Origin of the sequence: Leisingera aquimarina DSM 24565, assembly GCF_000473165.1 — a bacterium.
Classification (GTDB): domain Bacteria; phylum Pseudomonadota; class Alphaproteobacteria; order Rhodobacterales; family Rhodobacteraceae; genus Leisingera; species Leisingera aquimarina.
The window spans coordinates 1,801,358-1,823,237 of record NZ_KI421504.1 but is presented as its reverse complement, the minus strand read 5'-3'; the positions used below and the strand labels follow the sequence as shown (position 1 = coordinate 1,823,237).

Annotated in this window: 23 protein-coding genes and 1 pseudogene; 5 read left to right on the top strand and 19 right to left on the bottom strand. The window is 57.1% G+C overall.

Annotated features, from left to right (window positions below; all coding sequences use genetic code 11):
* Positions 1–22: 22 nt before the first annotated feature.
* Positions 23–691, bottom strand: coding sequence for a CmcJ/NvfI family oxidoreductase (locus AQUI_RS27890; protein WP_245596917.1), 669 nt, complete (start codon positions 689–691; stop codon positions 23–25).
* Positions 663–809 carry a hypothetical protein gene (locus AQUI_RS31945; RefSeq protein WP_245596916.1) on the bottom strand — a complete coding sequence of 49 codons (147 nt, stop codon included), beginning with the start codon at positions 807–809 and terminating at the stop codon, positions 663–665. Before AQUI_RS31945 ends, AQUI_RS27890 begins: the two co-directional genes overlap by 29 nt.
* A 98-nt stretch (positions 810–907) precedes the next feature.
* Here AQUI_RS31945 and AQUI_RS0113065 point away from each other — a divergent pair, with 98 nt between their 5' ends.
* A complete protein-coding gene (locus AQUI_RS0113065) occupies positions 908–1,831 on the top strand; it encodes a LysR family transcriptional regulator (protein WP_027257913.1) in 924 nt (307 codons plus the stop codon).
* Positions 1,832–2,884: 1,053 nt separating this feature from the next.
* A pseudogene (locus AQUI_RS27885) lies at positions 2,885–3,175 on the top strand (integrase core domain-containing protein); the annotation flags it as partial.
* Between the two features lie 198 nt (positions 3,176–3,373).
* On the opposite strand, the gene AQUI_RS32470 reads toward AQUI_RS27885, so the two are convergent.
* The 4 genes from AQUI_RS32470 to AQUI_RS0113045 are packed head-to-tail and all read right to left on the bottom strand — an operon-like array spanning position 3,374 to position 6,371.
* The gene (locus tag AQUI_RS32470; protein WP_211236016.1) at positions 3,374–4,003 is read right to left on the bottom strand and encodes a pyridoxamine 5'-phosphate oxidase family protein; all 630 of its coding nucleotides are present in this window, start codon (positions 4,001–4,003) and stop codon (positions 3,374–3,376) included.
* 31 nt (positions 4,004–4,034) lie between these two features.
* Complete coding sequence (locus AQUI_RS0113055) at positions 4,035–4,322, bottom strand: DUF1330 domain-containing protein (RefSeq protein ID WP_027257912.1); 288 nt, start codon at positions 4,320–4,322, stop codon at positions 4,035–4,037.
* A gap of 60 nt (positions 4,323–4,382) precedes the next feature.
* Positions 4,383–5,639, bottom strand: coding sequence for an NAD(P)/FAD-dependent oxidoreductase (locus tag AQUI_RS0113050; RefSeq protein ID WP_342665587.1), 1,257 nt, complete (start codon positions 5,637–5,639; stop codon positions 4,383–4,385).
* 24 nt (positions 5,640–5,663) lie between these two features.
* Positions 5,664–6,371 carry an SDR family oxidoreductase gene (locus AQUI_RS0113045; RefSeq protein WP_027257910.1) on the bottom strand — a complete coding sequence of 236 codons (708 nt, stop codon included), beginning with the start codon at positions 6,369–6,371 and terminating at the stop codon, positions 5,664–5,666.
* A 124-nt stretch (positions 6,372–6,495) separates the two neighbouring features.
* On the opposite strand from AQUI_RS0113045, the gene gcvA reads away from it, so the two are divergent.
* Complete coding sequence (gene gcvA, locus AQUI_RS0113040; protein WP_051371891.1) at positions 6,496–7,368, top strand: transcriptional regulator GcvA; 873 nt, start codon at positions 6,496–6,498, stop codon at positions 7,366–7,368.
* Positions 7,369–7,403: 35 nt separating this feature from the next.
* Here gcvA and AQUI_RS0113035 read toward each other — a convergent pair whose 3' ends face one another.
* The 10 genes from AQUI_RS0113035 to AQUI_RS0112990 form a co-directional block, all read right to left on the bottom strand.
* Positions 7,404–8,177 carry a pyrroline-5-carboxylate reductase gene (locus AQUI_RS0113035; protein WP_027257908.1) on the bottom strand — a complete coding sequence of 258 codons (774 nt, stop codon included), beginning with the start codon at positions 8,175–8,177 and terminating at the stop codon, positions 7,404–7,406.
* Positions 8,178–8,181: 4 nt separating this feature from the next.
* The gene (locus AQUI_RS0113030) at positions 8,182–9,198 is read right to left on the bottom strand and encodes a proline racemase family protein (RefSeq protein WP_027257907.1); all 1,017 of its coding nucleotides are present in this window, start codon (positions 9,196–9,198) and stop codon (positions 8,182–8,184) included.
* A gap of 20 nt (positions 9,199–9,218) precedes the next feature.
* Positions 9,219–9,569: an SDR family NAD(P)-dependent oxidoreductase gene (locus tag AQUI_RS27880; RefSeq protein ID WP_084294380.1), complete on the bottom strand. Its 351-nt coding sequence runs from the start codon at positions 9,567–9,569 to the stop codon at positions 9,219–9,221.
* 3 nt (positions 9,570–9,572) lie between these two features.
* Complete coding sequence (locus AQUI_RS0113020) at positions 9,573–11,048, bottom strand: aldehyde dehydrogenase family protein (protein WP_027257906.1); 1,476 nt, start codon at positions 11,046–11,048, stop codon at positions 9,573–9,575.
* 13 nt (positions 11,049–11,061) lie between these two features.
* Complete coding sequence (locus AQUI_RS0113015; RefSeq protein ID WP_027257905.1) at positions 11,062–12,309, bottom strand: NAD(P)/FAD-dependent oxidoreductase; 1,248 nt, start codon at positions 12,307–12,309, stop codon at positions 11,062–11,064.
* Positions 12,310–12,365: 56 nt separating this feature from the next.
* Entirely contained in the window at positions 12,366–13,256 is an 891-nt protein-coding gene (gene dapA / locus AQUI_RS0113010) for a 4-hydroxy-tetrahydrodipicolinate synthase (protein ID WP_211236015.1), read from the bottom strand.
* A 27-nt stretch (positions 13,257–13,283) separates the two neighbouring features.
* Positions 13,284–14,024 (bottom strand): amino acid ABC transporter ATP-binding protein, encoded by a 741-nt coding sequence (locus AQUI_RS0113005; protein ID WP_027257903.1) that lies wholly within the window; start codon positions 14,022–14,024, stop codon positions 13,284–13,286.
* A gap of 13 nt (positions 14,025–14,037) precedes the next feature.
* On the bottom strand, positions 14,038–15,081 hold the full coding sequence (locus AQUI_RS0113000) for an amino acid ABC transporter permease (RefSeq protein ID WP_211236014.1): 1,044 nt from the start codon (positions 15,079–15,081) through the stop codon (positions 14,038–14,040).
* A 60-nt stretch (positions 15,082–15,141) separates the two neighbouring features.
* On the bottom strand, positions 15,142–16,308 hold the full coding sequence (locus AQUI_RS0112995; RefSeq protein WP_027257901.1) for an amino acid ABC transporter permease: 1,167 nt from the start codon (positions 16,306–16,308) through the stop codon (positions 15,142–15,144).
* Between the two features lie 85 nt (positions 16,309–16,393).
* Positions 16,394–17,428, bottom strand: coding sequence for a transporter substrate-binding domain-containing protein (locus tag AQUI_RS0112990; RefSeq protein WP_035919952.1), 1,035 nt, complete (start codon positions 17,426–17,428; stop codon positions 16,394–16,396).
* Positions 17,429–17,547: 119 nt separating this feature from the next.
* On the opposite strand from AQUI_RS0112990, the gene AQUI_RS27875 reads away from it, so the two are divergent.
* Positions 17,548–18,279, top strand: a complete 732-nt coding sequence (locus AQUI_RS27875) for a GntR family transcriptional regulator (protein WP_051371890.1) — start codon at positions 17,548–17,550, stop codon at positions 18,277–18,279.
* A gap of 245 nt (positions 18,280–18,524) precedes the next feature.
* Here the strand turns inward: AQUI_RS27875 and AQUI_RS0112980 are convergent, their stop codons facing one another.
* The 3 genes from AQUI_RS0112980 to AQUI_RS0112970 all read right to left on the bottom strand — a co-directional run bounded on the left by AQUI_RS0112980 (position 18,525) and on the right by AQUI_RS0112970 (position 20,675).
* Entirely contained in the window at positions 18,525–19,406 is an 882-nt protein-coding gene (locus tag AQUI_RS0112980; protein WP_156916824.1) for a hypothetical protein, read from the bottom strand.
* Complete coding sequence (locus AQUI_RS0112975) at positions 19,379–19,672, bottom strand: hypothetical protein (RefSeq protein WP_156916823.1); 294 nt, start codon at positions 19,670–19,672, stop codon at positions 19,379–19,381. Before AQUI_RS0112975 ends, AQUI_RS0112980 begins: the two co-directional genes overlap by 28 nt.
* A gap of 139 nt (positions 19,673–19,811) precedes the next feature.
* Complete coding sequence (locus tag AQUI_RS0112970; RefSeq protein ID WP_211236013.1) at positions 19,812–20,675, bottom strand: LysR family transcriptional regulator; 864 nt, start codon at positions 20,673–20,675, stop codon at positions 19,812–19,814.
* Positions 20,676–20,787: 112 nt separating this feature from the next.
* Here AQUI_RS0112970 and AQUI_RS0112965 point away from each other — a divergent pair, with 112 nt between their 5' ends.
* Entirely contained in the window at positions 20,788–21,879 is a 1,092-nt protein-coding gene (locus AQUI_RS0112965; protein WP_027257896.1) for an NADH:flavin oxidoreductase/NADH oxidase, read from the top strand.
* Position 21,880: the final 1 nt, after the last annotated feature.

Sequence of the window (21,880 nt, the reverse complement as noted above, 5' to 3'; positions counted from 1 at the left end):
GTGTTGATCCCAGCTTTGGGAGTTAGGCCGCGTAACGAACCAAAGTTCGGCTTTCGATGCTGCGCCGGACGGTGTGAATGTTTGGGTCCTCAACCATGTCCAAGGCACTGTGGGCGATTGACGGCAGGCCGCGATTGTCGAAGATATTGAAGAATGCTATCTCATCAGGAGTCATTTTGGATAAATATAGCCAATCATGATCAGGGTTTGCCGCGACTCCCATGATCTGCCCCTTGCGATCCGGATATATCAAATCGAGCAGGATCCAATCATCATCGGCAACACTGGACGGGCAGATAAACCCCAGCGGAGCGGAGTTGATCGCCGCGCCAATGGGTCGCCAAAGGTTGATAAATGCGAAGTGCCCCTTGGACCATTCTGCGGCCTTATCTTCACCCAAAATGTCGACTAGACGTCTCTTGGCCCCATCAGCGCTGTAGTCGCTGTGCACATTGCGGGCCGGTGCACGGTCTGCATTTGGATCATCCACGCGCACGGTATGGTCAAAGACTATGACTTCCTGCGCGCCGATTTCAGAGGTCAGCAGTTTGGACAGCTCCTTGTCGTAGGTGTCCTGCCAATCCATTCCAGCGACGAAGAACTGCACATCGGTAGGAAATGTCGTGAAGCCGACAGAGTTCCCCTCGAACGACAGACCAGCCTCAGACCTGCGCACATCCCGCACCGCCATCTGCCTTGGCGCAAGCTCGGGCGAAATCAGGTTCGCCGACTATCCCGCCAGCATCCAACTCAAAAGACTGCCGTTCAGGTTTATGGACATGGTAATTTACGGTCGCGATCTGGGCCATTGGGTGCTCCTGTGGTCGTCTCGCAACCAGATTTATCACTTCTAAAAGTTATATAAAGAAGGTAGGTTTGATTTCAGTATTCCGAAAAAGTAAACGACATGGACATTCAGACCCTGCGCCTTTTTGTTCTAGCCTGCGAAACACTGAACATCAGCGCGGCGGGCCGCACGCTCGGCATGGCGCCTGCTGTTGCGAGCACACGTATTGCGAAGTTAGAGCGTCTTGTCGGCGCAGACCTGTTACACCGATCAACCCGCAAAGTAACTCTGTCTTTGGAAGGACAAGACTTTCTGCCCTACGCGCGCGAAATGATCGCCCAGGAGGAAGCCGCGCTTGCCGCCCTTGGCAAGGGCCGCACCAAGGTCAGCGGAACCCTTCGCTTCGCAGCGCCCAGCACCTTTGCCCAGCTTTACTTGGCGCCGCTTTTGCCGACATTTATGGACAAATACCCAGACCTTCGGCTCGATTTACACCTGTCGGACTCGCAGTTTGATCTCATCGAGGGCAGCTACGATCTGGCGCTGCGCAACTCGGTTCTTGCGGATAGCAGCCTCACCGCACGCAAGCTGGCGGACGATACGCGTATCCTGTGCGCCTCGCCAGCCTACCTTGAATGCTATGGCACCCCGACTGACCCGGAAGAACTGGCAATACATCGATTGATCGCATTCAAAGATACGGAACCAAAGACGCTGGTCTCCAGCGCAGGTACGCATGCCCTGTTCGATCCCAAGAACTCTGCCCATTACCTGATCCTGAACGATGGGCTGACCCAAAAACTAACGACGCTCGACGGTGCTGGCATTTCCATCAACTCACTCTGGGCAGTACAAAAGGAAATTGCAGACGGAACGTTGACGCGTGTGTTGCCCGACTATGAGTTAACAAACAAACCGGCACTTTGGCTGATCTACCCGAAAAGCAATGTCGTTTCCGCCAAAGTTCGCGTGTTTATGGATTTCCTCATAGATCACTTAGGTCGTGAAAATGTGGCTCGTAAAGCGCCCAGATCCAAAATCTAACGCGAGCAACGGATCTTGCAGTTTAAGGCTATAGCGGACGCTTGCCACGACATAGCTGAATGTCTGGTAAGGGCCGGTCTTTCTCGCGCGATTTCTCTGCGTCTGCGAAATGCTGCAACTGCCCGCTCGGCAAAATGGGCTCTTTGCTGCCTTGCGGCTTTGCAGAAATCAGCTGGCCCAAAAGAATGTGGGAATGTCAGCTTCCACAGGTGAACCCATAAGATCTCGCACTTGCACAGAAGGTTCGCATTCCGCCCTTCCTCCGAAAGCCTTCGCGACCGCAGCGGAAATTATGCACCCCCAGCGAATGGCAGCAAGGTCCCGCAGTGTGTGAATGCGAGGTTTCAGATTTGCTGCGGCCTGCCGGAAGGGCTGCATTCTTCTCTGCCATGCAGCGAGTGAAATTCGGCAGCGCAGCGTTTTGACGCGCTGCGTTCGCTCGCAGCACAAAAAACAAACTCACAGATTGGGCTCATTGCTGTCGAACGCTGCGCGTTGCATGAATGCCTGCTTACGGAACTTCCCGACAGATCGGCTGGTTGGCAGTGGCTTTAAAACTCGCCATTCACTTCTCTGTTTGCCTCCAACTTTTCCCTGATACCCTTGTGAAATTTCCCTGATAGCGTACTTAGGGAATTTCCCCACAAGGGATTGACTTTCGGAAACAATTTTCAAGGGGAGACTGAAAACCCTGCCGGTTTTGTTGATTTTCCCTGTTCTTTCCCTGTTAAACAGGGAATTTCGCGGCGAGACTGGCTAGCTCGAGACTGGGTGCACAGCCATCGGCCTCTCACTGAATAATCTAAGACGGTTGATTGCCCCCAGACAGGCAAAGTGCCCCTAGAAATGCCCCTGTGCCTAACTGGCGTGTTTCGGGCTCATAGGGGCTCTCTGAGGCGGTCTTCTGGTGGCTTCCTGAATGCAGGTAGAGCGGTGATCAGGGGGGTGACCTTTAGGTGCTCTATTCTGGGACCCTTAAGCTTCTTCCTCCTTACGGGCCTATATATGAGGTGGGGGAGATGATCCTCCCCTATAGATGATCACCTCTTCTTCTTGCGCGGAGCACCATTCCACCCGCAAACCCAGGGCAAGATTGAACGCTGGCATCAGACCATGAAAAACCGGGTCCTGCTGGAAAACTACTACCTCCCCGGCGATCTTGAACGCCAGATCGGGGCTTTCGTCGACTACTACAACAACCAGCGCTACCATGAGAGCCTGAGCAACGTCACACCCGCCGACGTCTGCTTCGGAAGGGACAAAGCCATTCTCAGAGAACGGGAGAAGATCAAGAAGTTGACGATCCGACAGCGCCGATTGCAACATCAAAAACAGGCAGCATAATCATTCACGCAACCGAACCAGAGCCTCCAATGCTCAAGCCGCTCTGAAGTCCCATTTTATTTGACCACGGACAATCGGCCCCGGTACGATTTTTGGCAAGCAAATAGCGCAGGCACTTGTGAACAAGGACTTTTCCGGACCGCCCGTCACTCCGGTCACTGACCACACCATGCCCTTTGCGGGGCTACGCCATGCTCACTACGAAACCGGAGCAGCTTTGACCCACCTGATCAAAGACTGGGCATGAAGGTATTTACGGATTGATCCACCGGCCGGAAACAAGCGCGCCGGTTTCGTCATAACAGAACTTGGCGCGCCGGTTGTCCTGCCTTTGCAATTGGAACCAGTCCAGGGATGTCGCTCGAAAGAGGCTACACCAAAGGCCTGGTTGCCACCAACATTCCCTGAATGGACTACGTTCTCAGGACGGGCCTCGAAAGCCCGTTCGTCCCCCGGTGGCCCACCGGAATAGGTGCCTCGCGTCCAGGGCGGCAGGGTTTGCCAGGCTTGTTCAGCGCGATCGGTGCCACTCGGGAAAAGGGTGATCCTTCCGAAGAGACGCAACTGCGTACGCGTTTCAGGGCAATAGCCAAGCACTGAGGCCTGAGGGTTGGACGTCAACTCTGCCCATTTGGGGCTGCGAATATCGGTATGAAACTCCAGCACCCGAAAGCTGCAATCAACACACCTCAACACGACAGTCCGGGCCTGGGGCGCAAGATCCGCATTTACGGAGCATAAAGTTAGATACCGATAGCCGGACCGGGGATCATCCGCTGCATCTTCGAGGTTTTGCCAAGCAGCAGCCTCTACGTCATGATGTTGCATGTGCTGATTTCCTGAAAGAGTTGGCAGAACGTCACGCGCCATCCAGAATGGAGACTTCCCGATCATAGGCTTTTGCTGCGAGTTGCAGGGATTCCTGATACTCGGGATCCTCATAACAGGCTTTGGCGACCTCAAAGCTTTCAAACTTCAGGATGAACTGGCGCGGAAAGCTGCGCCCTTCCACTTCTTCGACACGTCCTTTCCCGGCGATGATTTCTACGCCGTAGCGTTGCGCAATTGGTGCGAAGAGGTCGCTATAGGCCATGAGGGCAGCTTCGTCCTTCACGGCTCCACCTTTGACAATCCAGTATCCGGCCATGCCGTCGCCCCTGTCAAGAGTGAGGGCGCTGGCACAACCTGCCTGCGCCCACCGTTTCAGTCAGATCACAGCGCGCTCGATGACCCGCTCACCTTTGGCGAAGCGTTCATAGAGGAAGGGCGACAAATCTATGCTGCGGAACTCGCCATATATGATCTGTTCCGCAACACCGCGCCCTACAGCAGGACCCTGTTGCGAGCCGTGACCCGAAGACCCGTTCGTGAAGTGGAAGTTCGACACCTCGTCATGCGGCCCGATGACCACATTGTAGTCAAAGGTGTTGAAGTCGTAATGCCCCATCCAGAAGTCGATGACTTCAACATCTTTGAACTGCGGGATCCGGTTCGAGATGATCGGATGCACCTTGTCTTCCCAGATTGTTTCCTCGGCACTGAAATCCTCAACACCTACGGTCGAATCTGCGCCCAGCGGCGGGCACCCTACCAGGTAGTCGTCACCGAACTGGCGAAAATGCACACCGGTCGGATCAATGGTCAGCGGCAGATCGCGGTCAAGCGGCTCTTTCGCCTTGAAGATAAAGGTGTAGCGACGCTTGGGTTGAATATCGAGTTTCAGACCCGCCATCTCGGCAACTTGTCCGGCGCGGGTGCCCGAAGCGTTAACCACATGGCCGACCTTCACCGTTTCACCAGATGCAAGAGTGACGCTGGTCACCTTGTCGCCTTCACGGGCGATGGAAGTGATTTCGTTCTCGACATATTCGACGTCGTTCTCAATGGACTTGCGCAGCAACCATTCCACCATCAGCGGCGCGTTGTAGTAACCCTCATCGACGGTGTTGAGGCTGCCGGCTACGATGTCGGACAGATTGTAGAACGAATAATCAGCCGCGATTTCCTCAGGCGTGACCATTTTCGTTCCCGCGCCACATTCTTCCTGAACGGATTGGTCACGTTCCAGTACCTTGGTCAGTTCCGGTCCGTCGGACAAGTACAGATAGCCAAAGTTGCGGATGGTCAGCTCCGGCACTGACGGGTCGCCACCGAGGTTTTCGCGGAAGTTACGCACGAACTCCGCTGCGTATTGGCCAATCTTCACGTTGATCGGGTTGGCAAACTGCTGACGCATACAGTTGTTAGAGGCTGCAGTTTGCGCCTGTAGATAGCTCTTGTCGCGCTCAACGATCAGGACGCGCCCTTTGAAGTCAGGGTTCGAAGCCAGGAACCAGGCAGTACAGGCCCCCATGGTCGCGCCGCCGATGATGACAACGTCATAGTAATCATGTTTCGGGCTGGTATCGATCTGCGGCAGGTCGATCTTGAACAGCCCATCGTGAGAGGTGGGTTTCATCGTCATGTAATGGATCCTTTGAATTCCGCCTTAAACCGAGCGGGTGATGCCACCATCGACGCGGATGTTCTGGCCAGTGATATAGGCTCCGCCTTCGGAGGCGAGGAAGGCCACGGTGGCCGCAATTTCGTCATAGGATTTGCCGTAGCGTTCCATCGGGATCTTCGCCAGAAAGTCCGGGTTCTCGGGCAGGCTGTCGATAAAACCTGGCAGCACGTTGTTCATACGTACATTGTCGGTGGCGTATTTGTCCGAGAACAGCTTGGTGTAGGCGGCCAGACCAGCGCGCATAACACCCGAGGTCGGAAAGACTGGATCGGGCTCGAATGCCGCGAAGGTCGAAATATTGATGATGGTGCCCGATTTCTGTTCGATCATGACCGGCGCGACAATGCGGGTGGCGCGCACGGAATTCAGGAAATAGACTTCCATGCCTTCATGCCAATCTTCATCGCTAATTTCGAGAACGGGTGCACGCGGACCGTGACCAGCCGAATTGACCAGCACATCAATGCGCCCCCATTTCTCCATTACCACGTCGACCAATTTCTGCATGTCTTCGCTGGACTTGTTTGTTCCGGTTACACCGATTCCGCCCAGTTCCTTGGCCAGTGCTTCGCCTTTACCGGACGAGGACAGGATCGCAACGTTGAAACCGTCGGCCGCAAGGCGACGCGCACTGTCGGCCCCCATGCCGCTGCCGCCGCCCATGATGATTGCTACTTTTTTGTCGGCCATATTTTTTCTCCTCGGGAATTGATGAGTTCTTTCTTGTTTCCAAGGTGTGTCATCGACACCGTTTTGACCAATCAGTTATTCTGCGTTAACCCTATAGAAATACTACAACCTTTGGAGCCTTTCGATGCGCGACATGCCTCCCCTGAATTCCCTGAAGGCTTTTGAAGCCTCTGGTCGGCATCTCAATTTCAGGATTGCCGCCGAAGAACTTGGGGTGACACAAGGGGCAGTGGCGCAACAGGTGCGCTCCCTTGAAAATCTTCTGAATATCAAGCTTTTCAACCGCCTCGCACGTGGGTTGTCCTTAACCGATGAAGGGCGGCGTTACCTTCCGCCTGTTCGTCGCGCTTTTGACATGATTGCAGAAGCAACAGAAAACCTCGCCCCAACGGATGCTGTTGTCACCATTAGTACCACCCCCTCATTCGCAACAAGGTGGCTGGTGCCTCGGCTCGGTGTCTTCTCCGAAGAGCATCCGAACATCCGCATTCGGCTGGATGCCTCTCCAGCGCTGTCAAACTTCCAGACCGACGGTGTGGATATCGCTATCCGGCAAGGGAAGCCGCCTTTCGGTCCGGGGCTGGTGGCGGACCCGTTGTTCGGCTCAGAGGTGATCGCGGTCTGTCATCCAGAGTTGGCAGAGGGCCCCCAGCCGATCCGGGCTCCGGATGACCTTCACCACCATGTTCTGCTGGAGGACGCTCATGGCTGGTGGCCGCTGTTCCTCGAGGCCGCAATGCACGACAGTCCCGCACCGGACATGAGGACGATGAACTTCAACCAGACATCACTGGCAATCGATGCGGCCATTGCCAGCCAAGGTGTGGCCCTCACCAATCACGCGCTTGTCAGCCACGAGCTGGAAGCTGGGCGCCTGTGCCAACCCTTTGCTCATTCACTAACAACCGATGAAGGGTTCTACATTGTGGCCCCCAGAGCCCCCCGCAACCCCGCACTGGTCGCCGTTGTCCGCGATTGGCTGATTGCGCAGAGCTGAACTCCGTCAAGACAGGCTCGAGGGTGAGATCAGTTTTAGTGCATGCCCCGAATGCGCTTTGCAACACTGTCGCAGGACCTATTCAGCGCATTGCCACCTTCCTGTTCGAGAAATGTCCGGAACAGCTGTTCATTCAGCCCACCTGGTGTCGTATGCCGCAACCGCAACTCTTCGAAACTCTCTCCTGACGCCTGGGTTGCCGTATCCGCCAACCCCTGAAACATCCCCGCCAGATAGGCCCGGGCACCTTCGCAGCTGGTGCCCGGGCTACACAACCACTGGGCCGCAGCCTCGGACAAACCATAGTACAGCCCCATCATCGCGCTGGTGACTGCGTAGGCATCGAAAGCCTCAATTTTTCTGGCTGCAACTGCCGTGCCCAGAGCATCAAACAGCTCTTCCACCTTTGGCGCGGAAGGAAAAATCGCTGTCACCCCGGCCAAATCCGCAACCGATGGCAGCGGAATGGCCCGACAGATTTGAGCATCGGGATGGGTCCATTCCCTAATACGGTTTATCGGGATCGTGGCGATCAGGCTGACAATTTGCCGGTCAGGGCCGATCGTCAGCGATGTCAGCACATCTTCGGCATGCTGAGGACGGACAGCAAGAAACAACATCTCCGCCTCGTCCACGATGGTCTGGTTCTCTTCGCAAACGCGCACCAACGGGGACAGTTGAGCCAGCCCAGCGGAGATTTCAAGGGGCCGGCTGGAAACAAGGATCTCGGATGCCAGGTAATTTGCGCGCAAAAGTCCCCGCACAATTGCCTCGGTGATGACTCCGGTTCCAATGAATCCCAGCTTCACGAAGTCACCCTCCCCAGGTGTCGGAAAGGATAAAACCGCTTGGGAACGGGTCGCTCGGGTCAAGCCCGATCTGTGACATGCCATAAATCCAGCACTGACCTGTCACCCGCACGCGGCTACCTTGGTAGGGACCAATCTGTGCCTCACCAATCAACTCAGCGCTGAATTCCCCGTTGATGATCGATCGAGTTGTGATCTTTTCTCCCGTCGTGATCTCACCCTTGGCATGCAATAGGGCCATGGTGGAATTGGTGCCTGTCCCACAAGGCGAACGGTCGGCGCGGGCCGGCTTCAGCGTCGTGCAGGTGCGCACGGCCCCATCCTCGTCGCGGGACCGGAACATGACGTAGGCCAGTCCATGTACTTCTGGAATTTCGGGGTGCGCGATATCCGTCTGTGCGGCGATCATATCGCGCAACACAACCCCTCTTTCCGCCAGCTCACGCGCGTTCTTTGGAGCAATGTTCGACCCGATCTGATCCACATCTACTAGCGCGTAGAACACACCACCGTAGCACAGATCATATTTCACACGGCCCCATTCCGGTGTATCGACTTCTCCATCGGCAATCGCAACGAAGGATGGCGGCATGTCCAGGCTCACACCCGTAACCTTGCCGTCCTTGCATGTGGCCGTGGCTTTCACCAACCCGGCCGCCGTATCCAGCGTCACCACTGTTTCGGGCTCGGCCATTTCCATCATGCCGGTCTCCAGAATGGCCGTGACGGCGCACATCGAGTTCGACCCCGACATTGCGTGAGCCTGATCTTTTTGAAGCACCATCATTCCGAAGTCGGCATCCGGATGGCAGGCGGGCGGGATCAGCACAAAGGAGTGGTTTGCCGCTGCACGCGGCTCGGAGCAGAGCCAGCGGCGCAATCCGTCATCAACTTCGTTGATGTAGGCCAGCTTGGCCGCCATCGTGTCACCAGGGATGTCCAAGACACCGCCGGTGACGACCCGACCAATCTCACCGGCACAGTGAACGTCGACGGTTTGCAGTGTGCGTTTCCAGCGCATGATGTCCTCTCTTTCTGCTTCTACGCGACGGCCTGGGCCCCGGTGATCTCGACCACCGAGCCGCAGAGGTAGCCCGCCTCATCCGAAGCCAAGAAGGCGGTCAGCGCGGCAATTTCCTCGGGCTCGCCGATACGGCCATAGGTAACCAGTGCGGTGAGGTCGTCGAGGCCGCACCCGGTCCGTGCCAAGTTGCTTTCCAGCATCGGGGTGCGCACCTCGCCCGATGCCACCGCGTTCACTCGGATGCCGTCCGGCGCATAGTCGCGGGCGAGGTTCAGGGTAAAGGCCACCACTGCGGCCTTGCTGGTACTATAGGCGATATGCCCCGTGGCCCCTGTCAGCAGGACCGTTTTCCCATCGAGCATCGCCATGTGTCAGTCCTTGATGTACCAGCCCCAGGGTTTGGAGCGGTCATAGGTCGTGATTTGCTTTGTCTCGAGGTAATTGTTGAACCCCCATTCCCCTAGTTCACGCCCAATGCCAGATTGCTTGTATCCGCCCCAGGGCGCTTCGGTGAAGGTGGGTTGCGAGCAATTGATCCAGACGATCCCGGCCCGGAATGCACGGGCAACACGTTCAGCACGATCCAGATCATTGGACAAAACCGCCGCCCCAAGGCCGAAGCGCGTGTCGTTGGCCAGGTCTATGGCCTCTTCTTCGGCTGCAAACTTACGGATGCAAACGACAGGGCCGAAGATTTCTTCGTTCCAGATCCAGGTATCGGTAGGAACGTCGGCGAAAATTGTGGGTTCGACATAGCAACCGTGTTCCAACCCTTCGGGCACGCCGCCACCGGTGACCAACGTGGCTTCAGATTTGCCCATCTCAATGGCAGAAAGCACTTTTTCATACTGAGATTGGCTGACCAGAGGTCCGAGCAAAACACCCTCGTTCAACCCATGGCCGATCTTGATCTTACGCGCCTCTTCTACCAGTCGCTCCATTAGAGCTGGGTAGATATCCTCGTGAATGAGAACTCGGCTGGTGGCAGAGCAGACCTCGCCCTGATTCCAGAAAATCCCGAACAGGATCCACTCCACCGCCTCGGCGATATCGGCATCCTCGAAGACCACCATCGGGGATTTTCCACCCAGTTCCAGTGAAATGGTTTTAATGTCCTGCGCAGCAGTGGCCATGATGCGCGATCCAGTGGGGACAGACCCGGTGAAGGCCAGTTTGTTGACGCCCGGGTGTTCGGTCAGCGGTTGGCCAGCATCGGGGCCGAAACCGGTCACAATATTCAGAACACCATCGGGCAGCCCCGCCTTTTGCGCGATCACACCCAGTTCCAGCGCGGTCAGCGGTGTCAGTTCCGAAGGTTTCAGAACCATGGTGCACCCTGCGGCCAAGGCTGGCGCCACTTTCCAGGCAGCCATGAGCATCGGAAAGTTCCACGGGATGATTGCCCCGGCCACGCCTACCGGTTCCTTGACAGCCTTGGAGGTAAACTCATCCATCGACAGGGCGATTTCTTGTACCGAATTGTTGTCGAACCGCTCAGCCAAGTCCGCGTAGAAGTGGAAACACCCGGCGGTGTCCTCGATGTCCCAGATAGCCTCGGGCAAGGGCTTGCCGTTATCGCGTACTTCGATGCGGGCCAGTTCATCGGTGCGGGCCGTGATCTCGTCTCCCATTCTGCGCAGAATGGCGGCGCGTGCGGCGCCGCTCATCCGCGGCCAGGGCCCCTGGTCAAAAGCGGCGCGTGCGGCCCGCACGGCGGCGTCCACATCGGCGGCCCCGCCAGCGGCGACCTGGTGAAACACCTTCCGGTCCGACGGGTCGACCACGTCAAACATCTGGCCAGAGGCGGGCGCAACCCATACGCCATTGATGAACAGTTGGTTTTGCATGGTTTGACTTCCTTCAGAAACGGTCAATTCGATATGGGGACATGTCCAACGCAGGTACCCCCCCGGTGATCAGATCGCCCATCAGATGGGCGCAGGTCGCAGCGTAGGTCAGCCCCAGATGCCCATGCCCTGTCGCATAGAACACGCCCGGCGTTTTGGCCGAGGCCGACATGACCGGTATGGTGTCAGGAAAGCCCGGGCGGTGGCCCATCCATTCGGTGAAATCTTCTACTTTCAGGTTCGGCAAAGCCTCGCGCGCCCGCCGCACCGTGACCTTGGAGCGGCGATAGTCCGGAGCGGCATCCAACCCCGCCATTTCAACCGTGCCGCCCACCCGAATGCCATTTGCCGTTGGGCTGACCATGAAGGCTTTCGCAGGCCAGATAATGGAATGCGCCATCTTGATCCCCGGTGCCATGATCTGGGTGTGGTAGCCACGCTCGGTCTCAAGCGGCATAGGCTCACTCAACATTTTGGACAGCCATGCCGTGAAGGCTCCGGCGCAGAGGACCACTTCGTCGGCACGCAGAACCTCAGCCCCCAAGCGAACACCAACTATCCGCTCACCGCGCTCAAACCCGGTCACATCGGCGCGGCGTACAATGCCGCCCATGCCTTCGAAACGCGCGACCAGCCGCTCGACGATCTTATTGGGATCGGCCACGGTTCGATTGTCCGGCAACAGAACCGCCTTGGTGATCTGATCGGTGATCTCCGGCTCAAGAGTACGTATGGCCGCTGCGTCCAATACCTCATAGTCGAACCCGAACCGATCCAGCATGTCGATGCGCTCGCGGTCAGCCTGGAATTCTGCCTCATTGGCATAGAGAGACAGGCAGCCCGTTTGAGACAACTGCTTCTCGACGCCAATTTCAGCCATCAGGACCCGTGTATCTGCCAACGAGCGTTCGCACAGGGCGGCCCCTGCTGCCTCCAATCGCCGGACGGCTGACGGGCGGCTGGCCGCGAGAAAGCGGATGAACCACGGGATCAGGCGCGGCATGTAACGCGGGCTGACCCGGATCGGTCCTTCCGGGTCCATCATCCAGCCCGGGATTTGTTTCCACGTGGATGGCCGCGCCACCGGCATGAATTCGGTCACTGCAATCGACGCCATATTGCCAAACGACGCACCCGAACCCGGCGCATCCCGGTCGATCAAAGTCACGTTTCGATCCCGCTTCTGCAGGTCATAGGCGATGGCGGCGCCGACCACACCGGCCCCGACGACAATTGTGGTTGTTGCAGTTGATGTGCTCATGGCACGCACCTTGAATGATGGGTTTGGGATGACCGGAGCTACCCCAAACACGAGGGTCACATGGCTTGGATCGGCTCCAACGCCTCTTTCAGCGCGGCCTTCTCTTCGTCGGTCAACGGACCCAGAGGCGAACGGCATTCGCCCACCGGCAGGCCCTGCAGCTCGCAACCATACTTGATTTTCTGCACGAACTTGCCGCTCTCAAGGATGTTCATCGCACGATACAGCTTGGCCATGATGTCTTTCGCCTTGGCCAGTTCGCCGACCTTGTAAGCGCGGTCCAGATCACAGCAGGCCTTGGCGAGGAAATTGGACGGGCCGCAAATCCAGCTGTCCGCGCCCCAGAACATGAAGTCCAAAGCGATATCGTCCGAGCCGGAAATCAGCTGGATCTTGCCCTCGTAGCGAGTGGCGATTTCGATCGCTCGCTGCAGTACGCCCGAGCTTTCCTTGATGCCGATGACACGCGGTTTGTCGGCGAAGTGATCCATCAGTTCGAAGCTGATATCGCTGCCGTCCTTTGCCGGGTAGCTGTAGAGTACCAGATTCACATCGACTTCGGCCAGCACGGTTTCATAGTGCTTGATCAGCTCGTCCTGTGTCGGGCGGGTGTAGAAGGGCGGGGCCAGCAAAACGTTGTCATAGCCGATTTCCTTGGCCATGGCTGTCTGCTCGATCACCTCGCGCGTAGCTGGTGCGTTGGTACCGGCAATCAGGATCTCGTCGTCGTTGGCGAAGTCCTTCACGAATTGCAGAACCTGGCGGCGTTCCTCGGTCGACTGGCTGAAGTATTCACCTGTCGATCCGTTCGGCACCCAGCCAGTTACGCCTGCGTCCCGGAAATGAGTCAGCAGTTTTTCAAATGCCCCGAAATCAATCTTGCCCGCGGCATCGAACGGGGTGACCAGAGCGGGCATCACACCCGAGAGTTTCACATTGTAGTTCATGTTTACATTCCTTCTTTTGGGCGGGGCTCAGTGCCCGACGATTTGGCTGAGAAAGGTTTTCGTGCGCTCGTTCTGCGGATTGTCGAAGAACTGGTCCGGCGCACCCTCTTCGATGATTTCGCCATCGGCCATGAAGATCACCCGGTCGGCAACCTGACGGGCAAAGCCCATCTCATGTGTGACGCAGACCATGGTCATGCCCTCTTCGGCGAGGCCGACCATCACGTCCAAAACTTCCGAGATCATCTCAGGGTCCAGCGCCGAGGTGGGTTCGTCAAATAGCATGATGTCCGGCGTCATGCACAGCGCTCGCGCGATGGCCACCCGCTGCTGTTGTCCGCCAGACAATTGACCAGGGTACTTGTGCGCCTGATCAGGAATCTTGACCCGTTCAAGATACTGCATGGCGGTCTTTTCCGCCTCAGCCCGTCCGATCATGCGCGCCAGCATCGGGGCGAGCGTGCAATTGTCGAGCACGGTCATATGTGGGAAGAGGTTGAAGTTCTGGAACACCATCCCGGCTTCGCGCCGGATTTCGTCGATGTGATCGACATCATCATCCAAAACGGTGCCCATGACCTCGATCAGCCCAGATTGGTGCTCTTCCAACCGATTGATGCAGCGGATCATCGTGGACTTTCCGGACCCTGACGGACCGCACACGACGATTTTCTCGCCAGGCTTAACCTCGAGGTCAATATTCTTCAGCGCGTGGAAGCCGCCGTAGAACTTGTTCATACCCTCCATGCGAATGGCAGGTTCAGTCATTGTAAAAACTCCTTCAGCGGCGGCCGGTATCGAGGCGGCGTTCCAGATAGGCGCCGTAGCGTGACAGCGAGAAGACGAAGACAAAGAAGATCAGCCCCACGAAAACGTACATCTCGATGACGGCGAAATTCCAATCGGCGGTGCCTGACGCCGCCCGGCCAGAAGCCATGACGTCAAAGAACCCGATGATCGTGACAAGCGAGGTTTCTTTGAACGTGATCACGAACTGGTTGATCGTCGGCGGCAGGGCATTGCGGAAGGCCTGCGGCAGGACGATGTATCCAATCCTGTGCCGGCACTTCAGGCCAAGAGCCTTTGCGGCCTCTTCCTGACCGACAGGCAAGGCTTGCATGCCGCCGCGGATGATCTCGGCCTGGTAGCACGCAAAGAACAGCGCATAGCCCACGATGACACGATAGAGCTTGCCCCCAATCGCCCAGTCGGGAAGCACAAAGGGCATCACGATGGCGAAGGTGAACATGATGGACAGCAGCGGCAGCGAGCGGATCGTGTCGATGATCAATGCCATTGTCTTCGAGATCCACGGCAGGTCCGACCGACGCAGCAAGGCAAAGACAATGGCCAGCGGCATGCCCAGAATGCTGACAGCCGCAAATATGAAGACGGTCAACGACAACCCGCCCCAGTTCTGCTCGGTCACTTCTACCAGCCCAAACCAGCCGCCACGCATCAGGACATAGAAAATGGCAAAGCCGGTCAGCCAAAGGATGGGGAGACGGCGCGTCGACCAGAACCACGGGATGCAGGACAGCACGGCCACACCCAGCATGACCAGGCTGGCAAGCCCCGAGCGCCACTGTTCTTCGAAGGGGTAGAGGCCGAACAGGACAATCCGCCAGCGTGTTGAAACCACAGACCAGCAGGCGCCACCATGCAGGTCTTCGCGGCAGACATCCCCACGGTTGGCACCGAAGGTCGCATCAAACACGGCCCAGTTTAGCAAAGACCAGATGATCCACAGGGCCAGCGCACCGAATGCAACGGAGACAATTGCGTCGATACGCGTTGCGAAGTACTTGGCCTTGATGCGCTGCAACAGGTCGGGTTCTTGCATGTGAACAGTGGCTGGAGCGGTTTCAGCAGTCATAGTCATGCCTCAGATCCTTAGTTGGGTGCCCTTGAGCTTGATCGCGTCGTTGACGCGGTTCAGCACCCAGGCGATCGAGTAGTTGATAATCAGGAAGCCCCCCATCAGGATGCCGATCAATTCGAGCGTCTGACCGCTCTGATTGATGGCGGTCGACACCACCATGAAGAAGTCGGTGAAACTGATGGCGATACCGACGGTCGTCGCTTTGAACAACCAGACGAATTGGTTGATCAACGTCGGCATCACGATACGAATGGCCAAGGGCAGTCGAACGCGGCTGAAAATTTGCCAACCAGTCAGCCCCAAGGCGTGGCCTGCCTCGCTCTGCCCTTTGGGGACCGCGTTGAATCCAGCCCGGACAATCTCGGCAATATAAGCGGCGCCGTAGATCGAAATCGCAATAACACAAGCCATCAGTTCGGGCGAGATGCGGATACCCTCTTTGAAATTCAGCCCCTTCTGCACCGGGATGCTAACAAGCGAGGTCTCCGGAATTCGGCCCAGCCACATGGCAACAACGGCGGCGACAACGGCCACAGCTATCAACAGACGACGTTCACGAATGGGGTATGGTCCGTCGATCTGCGACCAGCGTTTTGATCGCAGAATAATTGCCGCCCCAAACGCTGAGAGAAGTATCAACGCCGATAGGAAAACAGAGCCGGCAGTTACATTCAGCCCGGGTACGTAGACGCCACGCCCCGTGAAGACGACGCCACCAAACAGTTGTGTTGCCTCGCGTGGCGACGGCAGCGCCAACAGCAAGGTGTACCAAAACAGCAGCTGCAGGATCAGCGGGATATTGCGGAAAATCTCGACGAATGAGGCGCCGATCAGCTCGGCCATACCATTACCCGACGTCCGCATCACCCCCACGGCGATGCCCAAGATAGTTGCAACAGGCAAGGTGATCGCCCCCAGGAACAGCGAATTCAACACCCCTACCAGGATTGCGTGCCAATAGGGTGACGATGTGCTGTATTCGAAGAGCGAAAAGCTGATACGCCAGCCGGTTGATTGTTGCAGGAAACCGAACCCTGAGGTCAGACCCTGCGCTGCGAGGTTTGTCTGGGCAGTGGTAACAAAAACCACGATCATCAACAGGATTGAGCCAACGAAAGCCAGCTGGAATCCGTTGCTGCGGATGCGTCTGTTCTTTAGGATCGCGGGCATGAGGCGGCTCTCCTGACGAAAACTACGTGGATGGAAAGCGTTGGTGGCAGACGCACTCTGTCTGCCACACACTTGGGAAAGATCATCAGTCGATGATCATCGGGAAGAAGACGCCACCATCCGAATAGAGGGCGTTCACGCCACGCGGCAGGCCGTAGGGAGAATCCTTGCCGATGTTGCGATCATAGATCTCAGCAAAGTTCCCTACTTCCTTGATCATGTTGTAGGCCCAGTCATCCGACACTCCCAGTCGCACGCCATAGCCCGGTGTCACGCCAAGGAATTTCTCGATCGTCGCAGTCGGCGGGTTGGCGCGGATTTCGTCCACGTTCTCCGAAGTGATCCCGTTTGCCTCGGCATACCACAGGGACGACAACATCCAGTTTTGGACGTCCAGCCAATCCGGGTCGCCCTCGGGTACGATGATACCTTCGCTTTCCAGGTCGATCACGTCAGGCAGGATGACATGGTTCTCGGCACCATCCGGCGCATCCACACGGCCGGCGGCCAGGCTGGGAGCCCATTCAACCTGCCCGTCGCAACGGCCTTCGTAGTAGGCATTGCGCAGCTCGTCTCCGTTTTCAAAGGTCAGTAGCTCGGCCTCGATACCCTTGGCCTCCAAATAGGCTGCTGCCGAACGCTCGGTCGAGGTGCCGGCCGCAACACACAGGGTGCCGCCATCCAGATCGGCCATGGTTTCGGCGCCCAGAGACGCGTGTGCCATGGCCTGGAAGGCGCCGATGAAATAGGGGCGGCTATAGGAGAGGTTCAGCTCGGTATCGCGGCTTTGTGTCCAGCCCGAAACCTTTATGACCACGTCAATGTCACCCGACTGCAATGCCGGCCAGCGTTGCGCCCAGCTGATCGGAACGATTTCGAGGTTGCCCTCGGACGTACCAAACAGGCCGGCAGCCAGGGCACGGCACAGGTCGATATCGACACCTTTCCAGGTGCCCTTGTCATCCACTTCCGCAAAACCAAGAAAGCTACCGTTGTGGCCGCTGCACAAAAGCGAGCCACGTTCCAGGACCGCGCCCAGACGGCTATCCGCCTGCGCGGCCTGTGCGGCCCCCACAAGTGCGGCACCTGCGATCAACGCCTTCATCGTTGCCTTCTCCATTATCTTCTCCACGTGTCGACACAATGTCGACACGGTGATGACATGTCAATACGTTTTGTAGAAAGCGGCGAAAGACGTTACGAAGACAGACACGTATAAAGCCGAGAGAACCGCGCCGAATGCCTGCAACCAAAGCGAATCCTGCGAAAGCAACTCCGAAACAGGCCAAGGGTGGCGGTGCGAAATTCGTTTATGAAACACTCAAGCGCGAAATTTTGACCCTCGAATTGGCCCCCGGTGCAGTGCTTGAAGAAACCGTGCTGGCGCAAAGATTCGCCATGTCCCGCTCCCCGATCCGCGAGGCGCTGGTCAGACTGACTGCCGATGGTCTTGCTGAGACCTTGTCGAACCGCTCGACCCTTGTGGCGCCCATCAACCTCGCCGAATTTCCGCGTTACGTCGAAGCGCTGGATGCCTTGCAACGGATCAATACACGCCTCGCCGCAAAGCACCGCAGCGGCGCAGATATCGAGTTGATGTTGGAAAAGGCCCGGGAATTCGACGCTGCCTGCGAAGCCAATGATCATCTGCGAATGTCAGAGGCCAACAAGGCCTTTCACATGGCTGTGGCTGCGGGCGGCAAGAACCCCTATTTCGCCAAGAGCTATGGACAACTACTGGACGAAGGACGGCGAATTCTGCACATGCATTTCGACTATCTACAGTCGTCCACGACTGACCACCTGCTCCAGTCTGAGCACTTCGACATGATCAAGGCAATCGAAGCCCAGGACGTAGATCTGGCAGACCGCCTGGCTCACGAACACACACGTCAGTTCCACGATCGGTTCACGAATTTCATGAAAGCACAGTATCTCGACGACTTCGATTTTTCGACATTCGAGGGGTAACCGAAGCCCGGGAGACAGATCATCTGGGCTGGAAAAGCTGCGACGCCGAACTGTTTTCTTGAGGCTGCTCAATTGCTGTTAAAGACCAACTCTCTAAAGGAGCGTTGGTTGGCAGCGGTTGAGGTGGTGAAGGGAATTAGTTGAGACTGGGGGCACATCATTCCGTGCGGGTAGTGCATTCCCTTTCTTAATCTATTTCGGAAGTTTCAGCATTTACAGCGGCTTGCGGAGACTTAGGGAAGTATTCAGATTTTGAGGTCAACAGGTGCCGATCGCCTGGTCTGAATGAGTTCCGCGAAGTTCCGAGCGCCCTTCACACCCTCGGAATGATCATAGTGCCGTTGCGTGGTTTTCTCATCCCGATGACCCAGAAGTGCCGGTGCCAGAGCTCCGCCATTCTCCAGATCCTCTGCAGCTTCGGTTGCCGCACTGTCACGAAAGCGGTGAATTGGGACCCTGAGCCGCTTGCTGACAAAGGGGTTCAGCGGAATGAAGAGATCCGCATCTGCCCTTGTTCGCATTTTTACCTTGGGTGCTGGCACCACAATTGTCGCCTGATCACTCGTCCATCGGATCCAGTCCAATTCGATGCCGATCAGGTTTTCACTGCGCGGCGCGCGTACCAGCAGAATGTCTTGGGCGAGTGCCATCATGACGTCACGCAGCATTTCGGCATCATAAATGTCCGACAGATCAGGTGTTTTACCGTGTTTCCCGCGATACCGTCGCTTCACACCTTCTGCCCGGGCGTTCACATACCGGATGATTTCATCTGATACATCAATGAAGCGCTGAATGCGTCCCGGTGTGACCGCCTGGAGCTTCGCCTTATTTCGCGGGGCAATGCCCCGGCGGCCCATCTCGAAATCTTTGATCAGTTCCGAGATATCCTCGATATCTTCGGCCTCCCGCTCGCAATACCCGACAGCAAGTTTACGAAGGGTCTTCAAAACGGATGGCACGTAGTCGCTTGCGAACTCCCTGTCCTCATTGGCTTCAGCCAGGACATCCGCAATATTCTCGATGACATCCGGATCGGTCAGCTCGTAGATCGAGCCGATGAGATACCCCCGACCCGACATGAGGGCTTTGGCCGCTGCTACGATATAGCCACGACGGTTGTGCAATGTGCTTTTCGCTCAGCGTTTTTTGGCCGGTAGAAAGCCCAACCGCAGCAGTCATCTGCTCGAACGCGCCGCTCAGACTTGCTCCCTGCCTTGCGTCCCGGCTTGCGCAGCAAGGCCTTCTTGCCCTCCAGAGGCTTGTTCTGCGCATCCAGAAGCTCGAGAAAGGCCTCCATGCCTTCCCCGGTTCGGGATGTTTTGCCGAGCGCCAAGGGAGCGACCTTCTCGTCGAATTCTTGCAACAGATCTGTGATCTGCGCATCCGCCACACCATACCGATCCCGGCCGTCAGCGAATGGATGGGACACGGGGACTGTTTGACGTCAGCACCTTTGGCAATCCAGTGTTACGTTTGCGCATGCAACAATGCTCTTCTCGATAATTTTAACTTGACCTGTGCGAGTTCGCCTAAGCCGTTTGTGCGCGCGCACAGCGCCCCCCCGCCTCCGTGACCAACCAATCTAAGAATAGCTCGAGAACTGGACTACCGCTGTCGGTGATCGCGTAATAGAAGCCCTTTTCTCGGCTTGGCCAGATTTCCACCAACTCGCCGCTTTCCAATTCAGGTGAGACCCAATCACACACGGAATAGGCCGCGGCCTCTCCACGTCGGACGGCCTCGATGATCAGGTTGCCGGGCATCTCGGAAATCTGATCAGGAACAGAAGTGCCCATGCCGTGACGCACGAACCAGTTTTTGACATCTGATACGCCAAGCTCCTGCAACCAGGGTAAGGCTTGCAGCTTTTCATGTGTCCAAGGCTTTGCCGGTACCAGATCTTTGTGGCACAAGACATTAAGGGCGACTTCAAAAAGCGGGGATACCCCTGGCGGCAAGTCCTGATCGCGGCAATACCTTATGGCAACATCAAACCCGGTGTCTTTGAGCGCGCGCGCCTCTGCGCTCAAGTCAAGCTGAACACTCACGCCGGGATGCGCTGCCTGGAAGGATGTCACGCGAGGAACAAGCCAATAGGCGGCAAAGCTGGGAGATGCCGTGATCCGTATCGCGTTCGGCGCCTTGCTCGCTGTGACGACGCGGACGCCCTCGCGTATCTCGCCAAAGCCCCTTCGCAGGTAATGAGCAAGAACTTGTCCTTCATCCGTCAAGAGCACTCCGCGCTTATGGCGTTTGACCAGCTTGACTCCCAGATACCGCTCCAGTGCGCGCACTTGCTGCGTGACCGCCGGCTGCGTGACGTTCATGGCCCTTGCTGCCCCGGATATGCTGCCATGCTCGGAAAAAAGGGCAAAGGCCCGAATGGATGTCATAGATGGAAGGTCAGATTCATTCATAATATGAAATTATACATGTTGAAAAATTCTTGTCTTGCTTGAACCGCAGATTTGCAATCGTTTGTGCTGAAAATCAAATGAGGCGGCTATGCCAGATCTTTTCTCTTCATTGATGATCAATAACGTTACCTTCAAGAACCGCATTGGGATGTCTCCGATGTGCCAGTACGCGTCCGTGGAGGGCGTCGCCACAGATTGGCATCTGGTGCATCTCGGTGCGCGCGCTGTGGGCGGGGCGGGTTTGGTGATGGCGGAGTGCACCGCTGTGTCACCCACGGGCCGCATTTCACACGGCTGCGCGGGCCTCTGGAATGACGCGCAAGCCGCAAAGGCCTCACAGATCGTGTCCTTCCTTAAGGCCCATGGCGCAGTGCCGGGCATCCAGATCTCTCACTCCGGCCGAAAAGGTAGCGCGGCAACTGCGCTTGATGGCGGCAATCATATCTCCGATGAGAACGGAGGGTGGTCTCCGGTAAGCCCGACAACGGAGCGGTTTGACCCAACGGAACAACGGCTTTGGCGCCAGCCCAAAGCACTGACCGTTTCTGAGATCCAAGAAATTCAAGGACAATTCGTGAATGCCGCCAAGCGGGCGCGCGATGCGGGGTATCAGCTGCTCGAAGTGCATTGCGCCCACGGCTATCTGCTCCACTCGTTCCTGACGCCGCTTGTGAATGCGCGCACCGACGAATACGGCGGCTCGCCGCGAAACCGCGCGCGATTCCTGCTCGAAACTGTTGAAAGAGTCCGAGAAGTCTGGCCGGAAGATCGCGTTCTCGCGGTCCGGCTATCCGTCGACGACTTTGCCCCCGGCGGGCTGACCGTTGAAGATATGGCCGAAATCGGCGGCTGGCTGAAAGAGCGCGGGGTCGATATCTTGGACTGCTCGGCGGGGGGGGCTGTGCCCGAGGCCCGAGGAGCGATCAACGGGCGAACACCAGAGCAGCCGGATATGGCCGGCGAGGTGCGCAAGCTTGCAATGATGCCCACCATGGCTGTCGGGGCTATCACGCGGGCGGATCAAGCGAACGAGATCATCACCGCAGGGAAAGCAGACATCGTTCTCCTGGGCCGGGAAATGATGCGCAATCCCCATTGGGCTTTCACCGCCGCAAGGGAACTCGGCGTCGATACACGGCACGTCCTTGCAGAGAATTACGGGTTCTTCGTGGGAGCCTGAG